Source organism: Paraburkholderia sp. PREW-6R, from assembly GCF_039621805.1.
In the GTDB taxonomy this organism is placed as follows: Bacteria; Pseudomonadota; Gammaproteobacteria; order Burkholderiales; family Burkholderiaceae; genus Paraburkholderia.
Genome location: NZ_CP155073.1, coordinates 477,560 through 490,857, shown reverse-complemented (window position 1 = coordinate 490,857; position 13,298 = coordinate 477,560). Strand labels below are relative to the sequence as shown.

Sequence of the window (13,298 nt, the reverse complement as noted above, 5' to 3'; positions counted from 1 at the left end):
GCCGCCATGCTACTCCAAGCAGGAAAAGCTGGCTGCGGATGTTTCGCCCCACTGCCGGCGTTGGGTCTGAAATTTGCTGCGAAAGCGCGCCGCCTTTGAACAATTGGGGACATAGAATGTCATAGCAGTCGGGGCCTCGGGGGTTTCACGCGGCACGCATCGAAATCGTGTACTAGACCAGCGCGCATCGGGGAAAGGCGCTGCGCGGGTGGCGGCTCGGCTTCGGCACGTTTGGTACTATTGCTGCACCTTTGTCCGGCCACCGTTGCGGCCGCACGCATTCGAGTCCTGCCGCCAATACCGGCATTGCACGCCTCTCCACGTCGTTAGCTCTTTTGCCGCATGGAACATGACAATCTGATCGCGTGCCACGAATGCGATGCGCTGTTCCGCAAGCCTCGGCTTGTGGGGCGAACGTTGGCGCGCTGCCCGCGCTGCGGCGCCACACTCTATAGCGGCGTGTCGCGCAAACTCGACGCCATCTGCGCGATGACGCTCGCCGCGTTGATCACCTTTGTGATTGCGCAGGGCTTCCCGATCGTCGAACTGGAAACGAATGGCATTACGTCGGAGACCACGCTCTTTGGCGCGCTCGTCGCGCTATGGGGCGAAGACATGCAGATCGTCGCCGTCATGGTGTTCTGCTCCACGATCCTGTTCCCGCTGACCGAACTCATCGCGCTGCTGTACGTGCTGGTGCCGCTGCGCTCGGGCTATGTGCCGCCCGGCTTCAACCGGGTGCTGCGCGCCATTCAGTTCGTGCGTCCGTGGGGCATGATCGAAGTGTTCATGCTCGGCGTGCTCATTACCATCGTGAAGATGGTCAGCCTCGCGCGCGTCATTCCGGAAGCGGCGCTCTTTGCGTTCGGCGTGCTCACGCTGATGTTCGCCGTGGTCGTGACATTCGACCCGCGCATTCTCTGGGATCTGGCCGACGAACTCGGCGACAGCCGCCAGCGGCCATTGCCGCGCACGTCGGCGGACAGCGCGGCGGTGGCGATCGGTTCGGTGGCCGGGCCGCCCGCGCCGTCGCAGGCCGCGCCTGCCGACGTCGTGACGAGAGGCGAGGCCGGCTTGCCGCCCGGTGCGCCGTCCGCGCCGCATCAGGGGTGAGCGCGCGATGAAATATGTGTCCGCGAGGCGCGCGCGCCTGGTCTCCTGCCACGCATGTGGCCGCGTCGAACCGCGCGTGCGTTCCGTCACGCCGCAACATTGCTCACGCTGTGGCGCGACGCTTCATTCTCGCAACCCCGACAGCCTCGCGCGCACGTGGGCGCTGCTGATCGCGGCGGCGCTGCTGTATATTCCCGCGAATCTGCTGCCGGTCATGCATACGTCGTCGCTGCTCGGTTCCGAGGACGACACGATCATGAGCGGCGTCGTGTACTTCTGGACGTCCGGCGACTGGCCGCTCGCGGTCATCGTATTCATCGCCAGCATCATGGTGCCCATGCTCAAGCTGAGCGTGCTCGTGCTGCTTACCGTCACCACGCAGCGCCGTTCACGCTGGCGCCCCGACCAGCGCACCACGCTTTACCGGATCGTCGAGCGGATCGGGCGCTGGTCGATGCTCGACGTGTTCGTCGTCACGCTGACGGTTGCGCTAGTCCGCTTCAAATCGCTTGCTGTCATTACTGCCGGCCCCGGCGCGATTGCGTTCGGCTCGGTGGTGATCCTCACCATGATGGCATCCATGCAATTCGATCCACGCCTCATCTGGGACAACGTGGACAGCAGTACTCAAAAAACTCAGGACCCCAACCATGACTAGCCCGCCAGGACCGACGCCCGCCTCCGACTCGCCACGTAACGATTCGAACGGACCGAACCTGCCGCCGCAGTTGCCGGACCCCGAAATCGAGCCGCGCAGCCGCTGGCTGCCGTCGCTCGTGTGGGTGATTCCGCTGATCGCGGCGCTGATCGGCGTGGCGCTCGTGATCAAATCCGTCACCGAACGCGGACCGACCATCACCATCAGCTTCGTGAACGCCGAAGGGCTCGAGCCGGGCAAAACCAAGGTGAAATACAAGGACGTCGACGTCGGGTCGGTCAAGACCATTACGTTGTCGAAGGACTTGTCGCACGTTCGGGTGCAGGTGCAGTTGACCAAAGAGGGCGAGGATTTCGCCGTCAAGGATTCCCGCTTCTGGGTCGTGCGGCCGCGCGTGGGCGCGACCGGTGTGTCGGGGCTGACCACGCTGCTTTCGGGTGCGTACATCGGCGCGGACGCGGGCCATTCGCCCGACACCGAAAAGAACTTCGTCGGCCTCGAAACGCCGCCGCCCATTACCGGCGACCAGAAAGGCCACCAGTTCATTCTGCATGGCGACTCGCTCGGCTCGATCGACATCGGCTCGCCGATCTTCTACCGGCGCGTGCAGGTCGGCCAGGTCGTCGGCTTCTCGCTCGATAAAGACGGCACCGGTGTGACGATGCAGGTGTTCGTATCCGCGCCGTTCGACCAGTACGTCGGCACCAATTCGCGCTGGTGGCATGCGAGCGGCGTGGATCTGCGGCTCGATTCGAGCGGCTTCAAGCTGAACACGCAATCGCTTGCCACGGTGATCGTGGGCGGTCTGTCGTTCCAGTCGCCGCCAGGCCAGGGCGTGGGTGCGCAGGCGCCGAACAACATGACGTTCCGCCTCGGTTCCGACGAAGCAGACGCGATGCGCGAACCCGATGGCGTGCCGCTGCGCGTGGTGATGAACTTCAATCAGTCGCTGCGCGGGCTGTCGATTGGCGCGCCAGTCGACTTCCGCGGCATCGTGCTCGGGCAAGTGACCAACATCGGCATCGACTACGATCCGAAGACCCGCAGCTTCACCATGCCGGTCACGATGAACCTGTACCCCGACCGCCTCGGCAAGCGCTTCCGCGAGACCGCGCCGGCGCCGGGCAGCATGGCGGGTCAGAGTCTGCTGCAGGCGCTCGTCAAGCACGGTCTGCGCGGGCAGTTGCGCACCGGCAATCTGATCACGAGCCAGTTGTACGTGGCCGTGGACATCTTCCCGAAAGCGCCGCCGGCAACAGTCGACGTAACGAGCGACCCGCTCGAACTGCCGACCATCCCGAACACGCTCGACGAGTTGCAATTGCAGGTTGCGGACATAGCGAAGAAGCTCGACAAGGTGCCGTTCGACGAGATCGGCTCGAACCTGAATAGCGCGCTGAAGAATGCCGACCAGCTCTTCACGCGACTGGACAAGGAAGTCGTGCCGCAGGCTCGCGACACCCTCGCCGCAGCGAAGCAGACGTTCGGCTCCGCGGAGGCGACGTTGCAGCAGGATTCGCCGCTGCAGTCGGACGTGCATCAGGCGCTACAGGAACTGACGCGCACGTTGCAGTCGCTCAATGCGTTGTCGGACTATCTGGAGCGCCACCCCGAATCGCTGTTGCGCGGTAAATCAGGAGATAAACCATGATGTTTGCCCGGCTCCCCCGCCCGCCGCGCGCGCTCGCGCGCGGCGCCATCCAGATCGGCGCGCTGGCCGCACTGGTGGCGATGGCGGCGTGCTCGTCGCCGAACAGCCGCTTCTATACGCTTGGCGATGCCGGCGCGCCAGGATCGGCCACCACCACGAGCGTCACTGCGCGCACGTCGGGGCCGTCGTGGATGATCGCGGTGGCGCCCATCGACGTGCCGCCGCAGGTCGCCAAAAACCAGCTGGTCGTGCAAACAGGTCCGACACAGGTTCGCGTGCTCGAAGATGAACGCTGGGCTTCACTGCCCGGCGATGAAATTCGCCGCGCGCTATCCACGGATCTGACGCAACAACTCGGCACGATCGACGTCTATGGCACCGCGTATCCGGATAGCACGCCGGTTTATCGCGTGAACGTGAACGTGCAGCGCTTCGAATCGTGGCCAGGTTCGCACGCGTTGATCGACGCGGTCTGGAGCGTGCGCGCGGTGAACAGCTCGACCGTGATGACCTGCCGCAGCGTCGTCAATGAGCCAGTGAGTGGCGGCTATGACGCGCTGGTGGACGGGCATAAAAAAGCGCTGCAGGAGATTTCCACGCAAGTTGCTGCGGCGGTGAAGACGTTGGCTGCCCTCCCACCGCGTTTGAACAGCGGAGCTTCGCTGAACAATGCTGCACCGACAGCGGCGCCGGCGTGTCCGTCGGGTAACAGCACGGCGGCGGCAGGCGCTTGAGCGAGCATACGGGTGCGCTGCTCGCGGCGGCAGGGCACCCTGTATGAAGCATGTCGGACATTGCGAATCGCACTGAAAAACGTTTGAAACGTTTAATTGCGGTCAATGTGACAAATCCATTACATGCCCACTGGGTGCGTGTTTAATTTCTTTCTGTCCCTCCTTACCGGCGTAAACACGCTGCAACGCGTTTCACGGTGAGTTTAAATCGCTTTTATCATATCTTTCCCCGGTCAGCGTTGCCCATTTGGTTTGCATGATGTCCGAAATCTCCTAACCTTAAGCTTTGTAACCATAGTGAAATCGCCTGTAACGCTTAATAACTGGAGGGATCATGTCGCGTTTCACCTGCGCTTTGCCACTCATCCCGCGCATCGTCGTGTATGGCCTGGCGATTTCGGACGATCGCGGCGCCGTGCGATTTTTCTTCGTCGGCGGATTACTTAGAACTCCAAACTTTGGAATTGCCCAGCATGTCGCGTGGTTGCGCGAAGTTCACCCGGCGCTGTCGCAACATTTAGCGTTGCTCGACGGCAACCAGGCGTGCACCGTGCGCGCTATCGTGCTGCGCGAGTGCGACGCCCACGAAGAATACGACGGCCTTCCCTACAAGGCCCAGCTAGACGACAACGTGCGTTACGAAACGATCTGCCTCATGCGCAAAGGACATACGCTGCTCAATGCGCGCTGCGGAACGCCATTCGAACGCGCTGCGCTGATTGCGGACGCGGTCGGCACGTCGATCCTGAGCGCCAAGGATCTCGAAATTCGCCGTGGGCTGTTAAGAAAACGCATGCTGCGTACGTCACTGCGCGATAGCGCGATCGATCTGCTGCACAAGGAATGGCTGCGCGGGCGCAATCACCAGCCCGACACGAAAGCGCTGTGCTTTCTGTTCAGCCGCGCGTTTCCAGCAGCGTGGCGTCGCCTCGAGCGGGATCCCGCATTCGTTCTGCCTTCCACCCGCACGGATCTCGCTGACGCACTCTGTCTGCTTATCGCTCAGGCGCGCGCGTCACGCCCATCGACGTCCGCAATCACGGACTGCGGCGATCAGCCAAAGCGAGTAAAGAAGCACCTGACTACATTGAACGCGGTCGATCCGCTGCCCGCCAGTCTGTCTTCACGACCCGGCGCCGAAAGAAAGGCGCGCCGCGGAAAAAAGCTCAGGGCCACGCGGCCAGAAGATCTCGCGCACACCTCTGCGGAGATCGAAAGGACCGCGGCGTAACTGCCCGACATTCACCCGGCCCGGACGTAGGGGATGCGTCTGGACCTGACCGCACCCGTTTTGCCATCCGCTGAACAACGACTCGTCATCGCCAAAAGAACGCGCTCCCCGCGTCATGCGGCGCGATGTGCCGCGCGGGCGCTGCGTTCAGATTCACGCGCAAAGCATGCGACGCGTTCTCCTGCACGACTCCGAACGGCAATGCGCGTTGCCTGTACTCACCCCACTGAAACCCCTCAAGCCGACCGCGTACAATAGCGCCTTATCCAACGCCTTCCGGCAACCTCAATGTCCTTCGATTTTTTCCTCCCTTGCCCACGCGGCCTTGAAGCCTCGCTTGCAGCCGAACTCGCGGAAATCGCCGCGAAGCATCTGAACGGCGCGCCGTTCACCGCCGGAGCCCAGGTGCCGGGTGGCGTGCACTTTCGCGGCGGCTGGGCGGCTGGCATGGCGGCCAACCTGTATTCGCGCATTGCAAGCCGTGTGCTGCTTAAAATCGCGCATCGTCCTTATCGCAGCGAACAGGACGTGTATGCGCTCGCCGTCGAACAGCGCTGGGAGCAGTGGTTTTCCGCGAACGAAACGCTGCGCGTGGACGTCACGGCGATCAAATCGCCGCTGCGCAGTCTCGAATTCACCACGTTGCGCGTGAAGGACGCAATCTGCGACCGTCTGCGTGAAGTGAGCGGCGCGCGCCCGAGCATCGACACGGCCATGCCGGATGTACGCGTATTCGCCTTCCTGACCGCAACCGACTGCACGCTGTATCTCGACACCTCCGGCGACCCGCTTTTCAAGCGCGGCTGGCGGCTCGACAAAGGCGCGGCGCCGCTGCGCGAAAACCTCGCGGCCGGCATTCTGCGTCTCACCGGATGGACCGCCGGCACGCCGCTGTATGACCCGATGTGCGGCAGCGGCACCTTCCTCGCGGAAGCCGCGCAAGTGGCGCTCGACATCGCGCCGGGGGCGGAGCGCCGCTTCGGCTTTGAAAAGCTCAAGCAGTTCGACGCCAGAACGTGGCACACGCTGAAGGCCGCTGCGCTCGATGCAAAACACGCGGCCCGCCAATCGCGCGCCGACATCCAGATTTACGGCAGCGACATCTCCGGCGACATGCTCGACAAGGCACGCGCGAACTTCCAGCGCGCCGGTTTGCCGTCCATTCCGCTGAAACAGGTGGACGCTCGCGGCATGACGCCGCCCACGTCCACGCCGGGCATTCTCGTCGCGAATCCGCCCTATGGCGAGCGTATCGAAGTGCGTGGCCGCAATGCGCGCGGCGAGCTTCGCGAGGGCCGCGGCAGTCGTGAAGATCGTGACGACGACGGCTTCCGTCGTGCCCAGGAAGAAGCGCCGGATAGCGAATTCTTCCAGTTGCTCGGCGACGCGCTGAAGCAGCGCTTCACCGGCTGGCATGCGTTCATTCTCACGTCGGACCGCAAGCTGCCGGGCCAGTTGCGGCTGCGCGAATCGACCAAGACACCGCTTTTCAACGGTGCGCTGGAATGCCGCCTGTTCCGCTTCGACCTTATTGCGGGCAGCGTGCGCCAGCGGCCGCAGACCGATACGCCGGCGGCCTGAACGCAGGCGCCATGCCGTGTTCGAGCCACTCGGGCACGAAGTGCAGAAAGCGGTGCTCAAGCGTTCAACACACGGCGCACAAACGCTGTACACACGGCAGACAAGCTGCAAACAAGCGGCGCACAGCGGCGCAGCGGAAGTCGACTGTTCGCGGAGCACGTCATGTGCAAACCGCGAACGGTCGCGGCGGCAGACGTCATTCCACTGACTTCACCATATCTTCAATCACCTTCTTCGCGTCGCCGAACACCATCATCGTCTTGTCCATGTAGAACAGGTCGTTGTCGAGGCCGGCATACCCTGCCGCCATCGAACGCTTGTTGACGATCACCGTGCGCGCCTTGTATGCCTCGATGATCGGCATGCCCGCGATCGGCGATTTCGGATCGGTCTTTGCCGCCGGATTCACCACGTCGTTCGCGCCGAGCACCAGCACGACATCCACCTGACCGAACTCACCGTTGATGTCGTCCATCTCGAACACCATGTCGTACGGCACTTCGGCCTCGGCGAGCAGCACGTTCATGTGGCCCGGCATGCGGCCCGCGACCGGGTGAATCGCGTACTTCACCTCGATGCCCTTTTCCACCAGCTTGTCGGTCAGCTCCTTCAACGCATGCTGCGCGCGCGCCACCGCGAGGCCATAACCCGGCACGATCACCACGGTTTCGGCGTTGCCGAGCATGAACGACGCGTCGTCGGCGGAACCGGATTTCACCGGGCGCTGCTCAGCCGCCCCACCCGCCGCCGCGCCCGCCTCGTTGCCGAAGCCGCCCAGAATCACGTTGAAGAACGAGCGGTTCATCGCCCGGCACATGATGTACGACAGGATCGCACCGGATGAGCCCACCAGCGAGCCCGCGATGATCAGCATCGGATTGTTCAGCGAAAAGCCGATCCCCGCAGCCGCCCAGCCGGAGTACGAGTTCAGCATCGACACGACCACCGGCATATCCGCGCCGCCAATCGGAATGATGATCAGCACGCCGAGCACGAACGCGATGATCGTCATGATGATGAACGGCAGCCACGATTGCGTGAGGAAGAAGAGGATGCCGAAGCCCAGCATCGCGACGGCGAGCATCAGGTTGATCAGATGCTGACCGCTGTACACGACCGGCGCGCCCTGGAAAAGCCGGAACTTGTACTTGCCCGACAGCTTGCCGAACGCGATCACCGAACCCGAGAACGTGATCGCGCCGACAAAGGTGCCGATAAACAGCTCGACACGGTTGCCATACGGCAGAAAGCCCGGCGCCGTGTTCTCCGGATCGACGAGGCCGAACGCCGCCGGCTCCGACACCACCGCATACGCAATGCACACCGCGGCGAGACCGATCAGTGAATGCATCGCCGCCACCAGCTCCGGCATCTTCGTCATTTCGACGCGCGCCGCGACGAAAGCGCCAATGGCGCCGCCTATCAACAGCGCGACCAGCAGCAAGCCCAACCCGAGGCCGAGATTCGAGCCGAGCCCATTCGCTTCTTTCGCGATCAGCGCGATGGTCGTGAGGATGGCGATCGCCATCCCGGCCATCCCGAATGTGTTGCCGATGCGAGCCGTCTTCGGATTCGACAGCCCCTTGAGCGCCTGAATGAAGCAGACCGAGGCGACCAGATAAAGCAGCGTAACGACGTTCAGACTCATTACACGTTCTCCCTGGCCGTCGTGTTTGCAGCCTTGTCGGCAGCGAGCTTTCTCGGCTCTTTCTTGCGGAACATCTCGAGCATTCGCCGCGTGACGAGAAACCCGCCGAACACGTTCACCGCAGCCAGCGCGACCGCGAGCGTGCCGAAGAATTTGCCGGGCGCGCCCAGAGTCAGACCCGCAGCCAGCATCGCGCCGACAATCACGATTGCGGAGATCGCATTGGTCACGGCCATCAGCGGCGTATGCAGCGCGGGCGTGACGTTCCAGACGACGTGGTAGCCGACGTAAATGGCGAGCACGAAGATGATGAGGTTAATCACCGTGTGGTTGATGAGTTCCATTTCCGCACTCTCCGCTTATGCGTTGCGCGCGACCTGGCCGTCACGCGTCAGCAACGTGGCCGCGACGATATCGTCGGCAAGATCGATGTTCAGGGCGCCTTCCTTTGTGATGATCAGCTTGAGGAAGTCGAGCAGGTTGCGGGCATAGAGCGACGAGGCGTCCGCGGGCACCATCGACGCGAGATTCGTATAACCGACGATCTGCACGCCATGTCTGACCACCACCTGATCCGCTTCGGTGAGCGGACAGTTGCCGCCGCGCCGGCCTGCGTACTCCGCACCCCGGCCGGCCGCGAGATCGACCAGCACGGAGCCCGGCTTCATGGCCTCTACCGTCTCGACGGAAATCAGGGTCGGCGCGGCGCGGCCCGGAATCAGCGCGGTGGAGATGACCACGTCGGCCTGCTTCGCGCGTTCGTGGACGAGCGCCGATTGACGCGCGAGCCAGGAAGGCGGCATGGGTCGCGCATAGCCGCCGACGCCTTGCGCGGCTTCGCGTTCTTCGTCGGTTTCGTAAGGCACGTCGAGGAATCTGGCGCCGAGCGATTCGATCTGCTCTTTCACCGCCGGACGCACGTCCGACGCTTCGATCACCGCGCCGAGGCGCTTCGCGGTCGCGATTGCCTGCAGGCCGGCCACGCCCGCGCCGAGAATCAGCACACGCGCCGCTTTGACGGTGCCGGCGGCGGTCATCAGCATCGGCATGAAGCGCGGGTAAAGCGTGGCCGCCAGCAGCACCGCCTTGTAGCCCGCAATGTTCGCCTGCGAGGACAGCACGTCGAGACTTTGCGCGCGGGTCGTTCGCGGCGCGGCTTCCAGCGCGAAGGCCGTCACGCCGGCCGCCGCGAGGTTCGTCGCGTTATCGGCATTGAACGGATCGAGCATGCCGACGAGCACCGCGCCGCGCTTCACCAACGGCAGTTCGGCCTGGGTAGGAGACTGTACTTTGAGGACGAGATCGGCGCCGAAAGCCGTGGCCGCGTCGACGACCTGCGCGCCGGCTGCCGCAAAGGCGTCATCAGGAAAGCTCGCGCCAGCGCCGGCGCCGCTCTGGATCGTGACCCGATGGCCCTGGGTCACGTACTTCCTGACCGTTTCGGGCGTCGCGGCAACGCGTGTTTCGTGCGCGCGTGTCTCGGCTGGCACTCCGATGTGCATCGTGTTCCTCCTCGACTTCCTGAATGACGACAGATCGGCCGACGAGGCACGCCGGCTTGCGGATGCAACGGCTAATGCTTCACTTTAACCGATACCGGGGGGTGTCCAGAAATCGGGGACAATCCGGGGGTGCCCAGCGCGCGGGCCACGCGCCGCGGCGGGCAGCCTGCGCCTATAAACGGTAAAATGCGCATCCATGAACCCGGAAACCTGGCTGCCGCACGTCACTGTCGCGGCGATCGTCGAACGCGGCGGGCGCTTTCTGCTGGTCGAGGAACATACTGTCGACGGCTTGCGCCTGAATCAGCCCGCCGGCCATCTGGAAGCGGGCGAGTCATTGCTGGACGCGGTGATCCGCGAAACGCTCGAGGAAACCGCTCATCCGTTCACGCCCGAGGCGCTGGTCGGCATGTATATGACCCACTTCGAGCGGCCCGGCAGCGAAGCCGTGACGTATCTGCGCTTCACCTATTGCGGCAACGCCGGTGAGCCGGACACGGAGCGCGCGCTCGACCCCGACATTGTCCGCACGTTGTGGATGACCGAAGCTGAATTGCGCGCCTGCCCCGAGCGGCACCGCACGCCGCTCGTCATGCAATGTCTCGACGATTACCTCGCGGGCCGGCGTTTCCCGCTCGACTTCGTACACACGCATTCGGTCGGGAAAAAGCAGGCGTGAGCGAACCGCAATCCGTCACCCCACGATCCATGAAGTCACGCAGTACCCAGTGAGCATCTTATGAGCAAGCAGAAAGTCGTAGTAGGCATGTCGGGCGGAGTCGATTCGTCGGTAACGGCGTGGCTGCTGAAAGAACAGGGCTACGACGTGGTCGGCCTGTTCATGAAAAACTGGGAAGACGATGACGACAGCGAGTACTGCTCCACACGTCAGGACTGGATCGACGTGGTGTCGGTGGCCGACCTGATCGGCATCGACGTGGAAGCGGTCAATTTCGCGTCCGAATACAAGGATCGCGTGTTCGCGGAATTCCTGCGCGAATACTCGGCCGGCCGCACGCCGAACCCGGACGTGCTGTGCAATGCCGAGATCAAGTTCAAGGCATTCCTCGATCACGCGATGTCGCTCGGCGCGCAAACCATCGCGACCGGCCACTATGCGCGCGTGCGCGAGAACCATGGCCGCTTCGAACTGCTGAAGGCTTTCGACCATACGAAAGACCAGTCGTACTTCCTGCATCGGCTGAATCAGGCACAGCTGTCGAAGACGCTGTTTCCGCTCGGCGAAATACCCAAAACGAAAGTGCGCGAAATCGCCGAACGGATCGGGCTGCCGAATGCGAAAAAGAAAGACTCGACCGGCATCTGCTTCATCGGCGAACGGCCGTTCCGCGATTTTCTGAACCGCTACCTGCCGACCCAGCCCGGCCCGATGAAGACCACCGACGGCAAGCTCGTCGGCGAACACATCGGCCTTGCGTTCTATACGTTCGGGCAGCGCAAGGGAATCGGCCTCGGCGGCAGCAAGGACGGCAGCGGCGAACCGTGGTTCGTGGCCGGCAAGGACATTGCGTCGAACACACTCTTTGTCGCACAGGGCCACGATCACCCGTGGCTCCTGAGCCGCACGCTGTCGGCGGGCAATACGAGCTGGGTCGCGGGCGAGCCGCCGGCGGAAGGTCTCGCGTGCGGTGCGAAAACGCGTTATCGGCAATCGGACGCGCGTTGCACGTTCAATGCCGCGAGCGACGGCGCGGGACTCTTCGAACTGACTTTCGACACCGCACAGTGGGCCGTCACACCGGGGCAATCCGCTGTGCTCTACGATGGCGACGTGTGTCTGGGCGGCGGCATCATCGAACATGCGGTGACCGGGCAGCCGCTCTTGCGCGAGCCGCTCTTGCGCGAGCCGCAGAAAGCAGCACTGCTGACGGCGCGCTAGGCGACGCGTCGCGTCGTCGGCCCCACGCTTTGGCACCGCCGCGCGCTTACCTTTGCTGAACCGCTTCCACCGCTGCTCGCCGCTCACGGAGATAGTGGCCAGCGGCGCACAGCGAATCGTTCCCGGCAATGGCCGAACCGGCTGCGACATGACCCCGTAAAACGGACACCCCCCTGCCTTTCCGCTAAAATCTACGATTTGGCACTTCGCTCCACGGCTAGCGCCGCGCGCTTTCGCGCTCACGGCGTGGCCCCATGCCCGAAAGGCACTTCATGCTCACGTTTCAGCAAATCATCCTGACTCTGCAATCCTACTGGGACAAGCAGGGCTGCGCGTTGCTCCAGCCGATCGACATGGAAGTCGGCGCGGGCACGTCCCACGTCCACACTTTCCTGCGCGCAATCGGACCCGAGCCGTGGCGCGCCGCGTATGTGCAGCCGTCGCGTCGTCCGAAAGACGGCCGCTATGGCGAGAACCCGAACCGTCTGCAGCATTACTACCAGTACCAGGTCGTGCTCAAGCCGGCGCCGGAAAACATTCTCGACCTGTACCTCGGCTCGCTCGAAGCGCTCGGCTTCGATCTGAAGCAGAACGACGTGCGCTTTGTCGAGGACGACTGGGAAAATCCGACGCTCGGCGCGTGGGGTCTTGGCTGGGAAGTGTGGCTAAACGGCATGGAAGTGACCCAGTTCACGTACTTCCAGCAAGTCGGCGGTCTGGACTGCAAGCCGGTGCTCGGCGAAATCACCTACGGTCTCGAGCGTCTTGCCATGTACTTGCAGAAGGTCGAGAACGTCTATGACCTGACCTGGACCGAGTGGGAAGAGCAAGGTCCGAATGGCCCTGAAATTCGCCGCCTGACTTATGGCGACGTCTATCACCAGAACGAAGTCGAACAGTCCACGTACAACTTCGAACATGCGAACGTCGATCTGCTGTTCACGTTCTTCAACAGCTATGAAGCCGAAGCGAAGCGCATGATCGAAGCGCAGATCGCGCTGCCCGCCTATGAACTCGTGCTGAAGGCCGGCCACACGTTCAATCTGCTCGACGCGCGCGGCGCGATCTCCGTCACGGAGCGTGCGGCGTATATCGGCCGGATTCGCGCGCTGTCGCGTCTCGTCGCTCAGGCTTATTACGACTCGCGCGAAAAGCTCGGCTTCCCGATGCTCGGCAATCCGGTGCACGGCGTGCCCGGCCTCACCACCGACGCGCAGGACGCCGCCATGCCCGCGTGGGCGCCGCCGCTGAAAATCGAACGCAAGATCGATCCGGACTGA

Annotated in this window: 12 protein-coding genes; 9 read left to right on the top strand and 3 right to left on the bottom strand. The window is 63.3% G+C overall.

Features of this window, described 5'->3' with window-relative positions; all coding sequences use genetic code 11:
* Positions 1–342 precede the first annotated feature (342 nt).
* The 6 genes from AAGS40_RS02195 (at position 343) to AAGS40_RS02170 (ending at position 6,968) form a co-directional block, all read left to right on the top strand.
* Positions 343–1,113, top strand: a complete 771-nt coding sequence (locus AAGS40_RS02195; protein ID WP_345812899.1) for a paraquat-inducible protein A — start codon at positions 343–345, stop codon at positions 1,111–1,113.
* Positions 1,114–1,120: 7 nt separating this feature from the next.
* Positions 1,121–1,771, top strand: a complete 651-nt coding sequence (locus AAGS40_RS02190) for a paraquat-inducible protein A (RefSeq protein WP_345812898.1) — start codon at positions 1,121–1,123, stop codon at positions 1,769–1,771.
* Positions 1,764–3,422 carry an MlaD family protein gene (locus tag AAGS40_RS02185; RefSeq protein WP_345812897.1) on the top strand — a complete coding sequence of 553 codons (1,659 nt, stop codon included), beginning with the start codon at positions 1,764–1,766 and terminating at the stop codon, positions 3,420–3,422. The genes AAGS40_RS02190 and AAGS40_RS02185 overlap by 8 nt, the downstream gene beginning before the upstream one ends.
* A complete protein-coding gene (locus AAGS40_RS02180) occupies positions 3,419–4,156 on the top strand; it encodes a PqiC family protein (RefSeq protein ID WP_345812896.1) in 738 nt (245 codons plus the stop codon). The genes AAGS40_RS02185 and AAGS40_RS02180 overlap by 4 nt, the downstream gene beginning before the upstream one ends.
* Before the next feature lie 334 nt (positions 4,157–4,490).
* The gene (locus tag AAGS40_RS02175; RefSeq protein WP_345812895.1) at positions 4,491–5,387 is read left to right on the top strand and encodes a hypothetical protein; all 897 of its coding nucleotides are present in this window, start codon (positions 4,491–4,493) and stop codon (positions 5,385–5,387) included.
* 288 nt (positions 5,388–5,675) lie between these two features.
* A complete protein-coding gene (locus tag AAGS40_RS02170) occupies positions 5,676–6,968 on the top strand; it encodes a class I SAM-dependent RNA methyltransferase (protein ID WP_345812894.1) in 1,293 nt (430 codons plus the stop codon).
* Between the two features lie 196 nt (positions 6,969–7,164).
* Here the strand turns inward: AAGS40_RS02170 and AAGS40_RS02165 are convergent, their stop codons facing one another.
* From AAGS40_RS02165 to AAGS40_RS02155, 3 genes are read right to left on the bottom strand one after another with little or no spacing between them, the layout of a single operon-like run.
* Positions 7,165–8,616 (bottom strand): NAD(P)(+) transhydrogenase (Re/Si-specific) subunit beta, encoded by a 1,452-nt coding sequence (locus tag AAGS40_RS02165; protein WP_345812893.1) that lies wholly within the window; start codon positions 8,614–8,616, stop codon positions 7,165–7,167.
* Complete coding sequence (locus AAGS40_RS02160; protein ID WP_345812892.1) at positions 8,616–8,960, bottom strand: NAD(P) transhydrogenase subunit alpha; 345 nt, start codon at positions 8,958–8,960, stop codon at positions 8,616–8,618. The genes AAGS40_RS02165 and AAGS40_RS02160 overlap by 1 nt, the downstream gene beginning before the upstream one ends.
* A 15-nt stretch (positions 8,961–8,975) precedes the next feature.
* On the bottom strand, positions 8,976–10,118 hold the full coding sequence (locus AAGS40_RS02155; protein WP_345812891.1) for a Re/Si-specific NAD(P)(+) transhydrogenase subunit alpha: 1,143 nt from the start codon (positions 10,116–10,118) through the stop codon (positions 8,976–8,978).
* A 196-nt stretch (positions 10,119–10,314) separates the two neighbouring features.
* On the opposite strand from AAGS40_RS02155, the gene AAGS40_RS02150 reads away from it, so the two are divergent.
* The 3 genes from AAGS40_RS02150 to glyQ all read left to right on the top strand — a co-directional run bounded on the left by AAGS40_RS02150 (position 10,315) and on the right by glyQ (position 13,298).
* On the top strand, positions 10,315–10,797 hold the full coding sequence (locus AAGS40_RS02150; RefSeq protein ID WP_345812890.1) for an NUDIX hydrolase: 483 nt from the start codon (positions 10,315–10,317) through the stop codon (positions 10,795–10,797).
* 60 nt (positions 10,798–10,857) lie between these two features.
* Positions 10,858–12,018, top strand: a complete 1,161-nt coding sequence (mnmA, locus tag AAGS40_RS02145) for a tRNA 2-thiouridine(34) synthase MnmA (protein WP_345812888.1) — start codon at positions 10,858–10,860, stop codon at positions 12,016–12,018.
* Positions 12,019–12,290: 272 nt separating this feature from the next.
* A complete protein-coding gene (gene glyQ, locus AAGS40_RS02140) occupies positions 12,291–13,298 on the top strand; it encodes a glycine--tRNA ligase subunit alpha (protein WP_345814466.1) in 1,008 nt (335 codons plus the stop codon).

Coding starts and splice junctions, on each gene's coding strand:
- AAGS40_RS02185 (WP_345812897.1), top strand. CDS start 1,764: ATGACTAGCCCGCCAGGACCGACGCCCGCCTCCGACTCGCCACGTAAC.
- AAGS40_RS02175 (WP_345812895.1), top strand. CDS start 4,491: ATGTCGCGTTTCACCTGCGCTTTGCCACTCATCCCGCGCATCGTCGTG.
- AAGS40_RS02150 (WP_345812890.1), top strand. CDS start 10,315: ATGAACCCGGAAACCTGGCTGCCGCACGTCACTGTCGCGGCGATCGTC.
- AAGS40_RS02160 (WP_345812892.1), bottom strand. CDS start 8,960: ATGGAACTCATCAACCACACGGTGATTAACCTCATCATCTTCGTGCTC.
- AAGS40_RS02180 (WP_345812896.1), top strand. CDS start 3,419: ATGATGTTTGCCCGGCTCCCCCGCCCGCCGCGCGCGCTCGCGCGCGGC.
- AAGS40_RS02170 (WP_345812894.1), top strand. CDS start 5,676: ATGTCCTTCGATTTTTTCCTCCCTTGCCCACGCGGCCTTGAAGCCTCG.
- glyQ (WP_345814466.1), top strand. CDS start 12,291: ATGCTCACGTTTCAGCAAATCATCCTGACTCTGCAATCCTACTGGGAC.
- AAGS40_RS02195 (WP_345812899.1), top strand. CDS start 343: ATGGAACATGACAATCTGATCGCGTGCCACGAATGCGATGCGCTGTTC.
- AAGS40_RS02165 (WP_345812893.1), bottom strand. CDS start 8,616: ATGAGTCTGAACGTCGTTACGCTGCTTTATCTGGTCGCCTCGGTCTGC.
- AAGS40_RS02155 (WP_345812891.1), bottom strand. CDS start 10,118: ATGCACATCGGAGTGCCAGCCGAGACACGCGCGCACGAAACACGCGTT.
- mnmA (WP_345812888.1), top strand. CDS start 10,858: ATGAGCAAGCAGAAAGTCGTAGTAGGCATGTCGGGCGGAGTCGATTCG.
- AAGS40_RS02190 (WP_345812898.1), top strand. CDS start 1,121: ATGAAATATGTGTCCGCGAGGCGCGCGCGCCTGGTCTCCTGCCACGCA.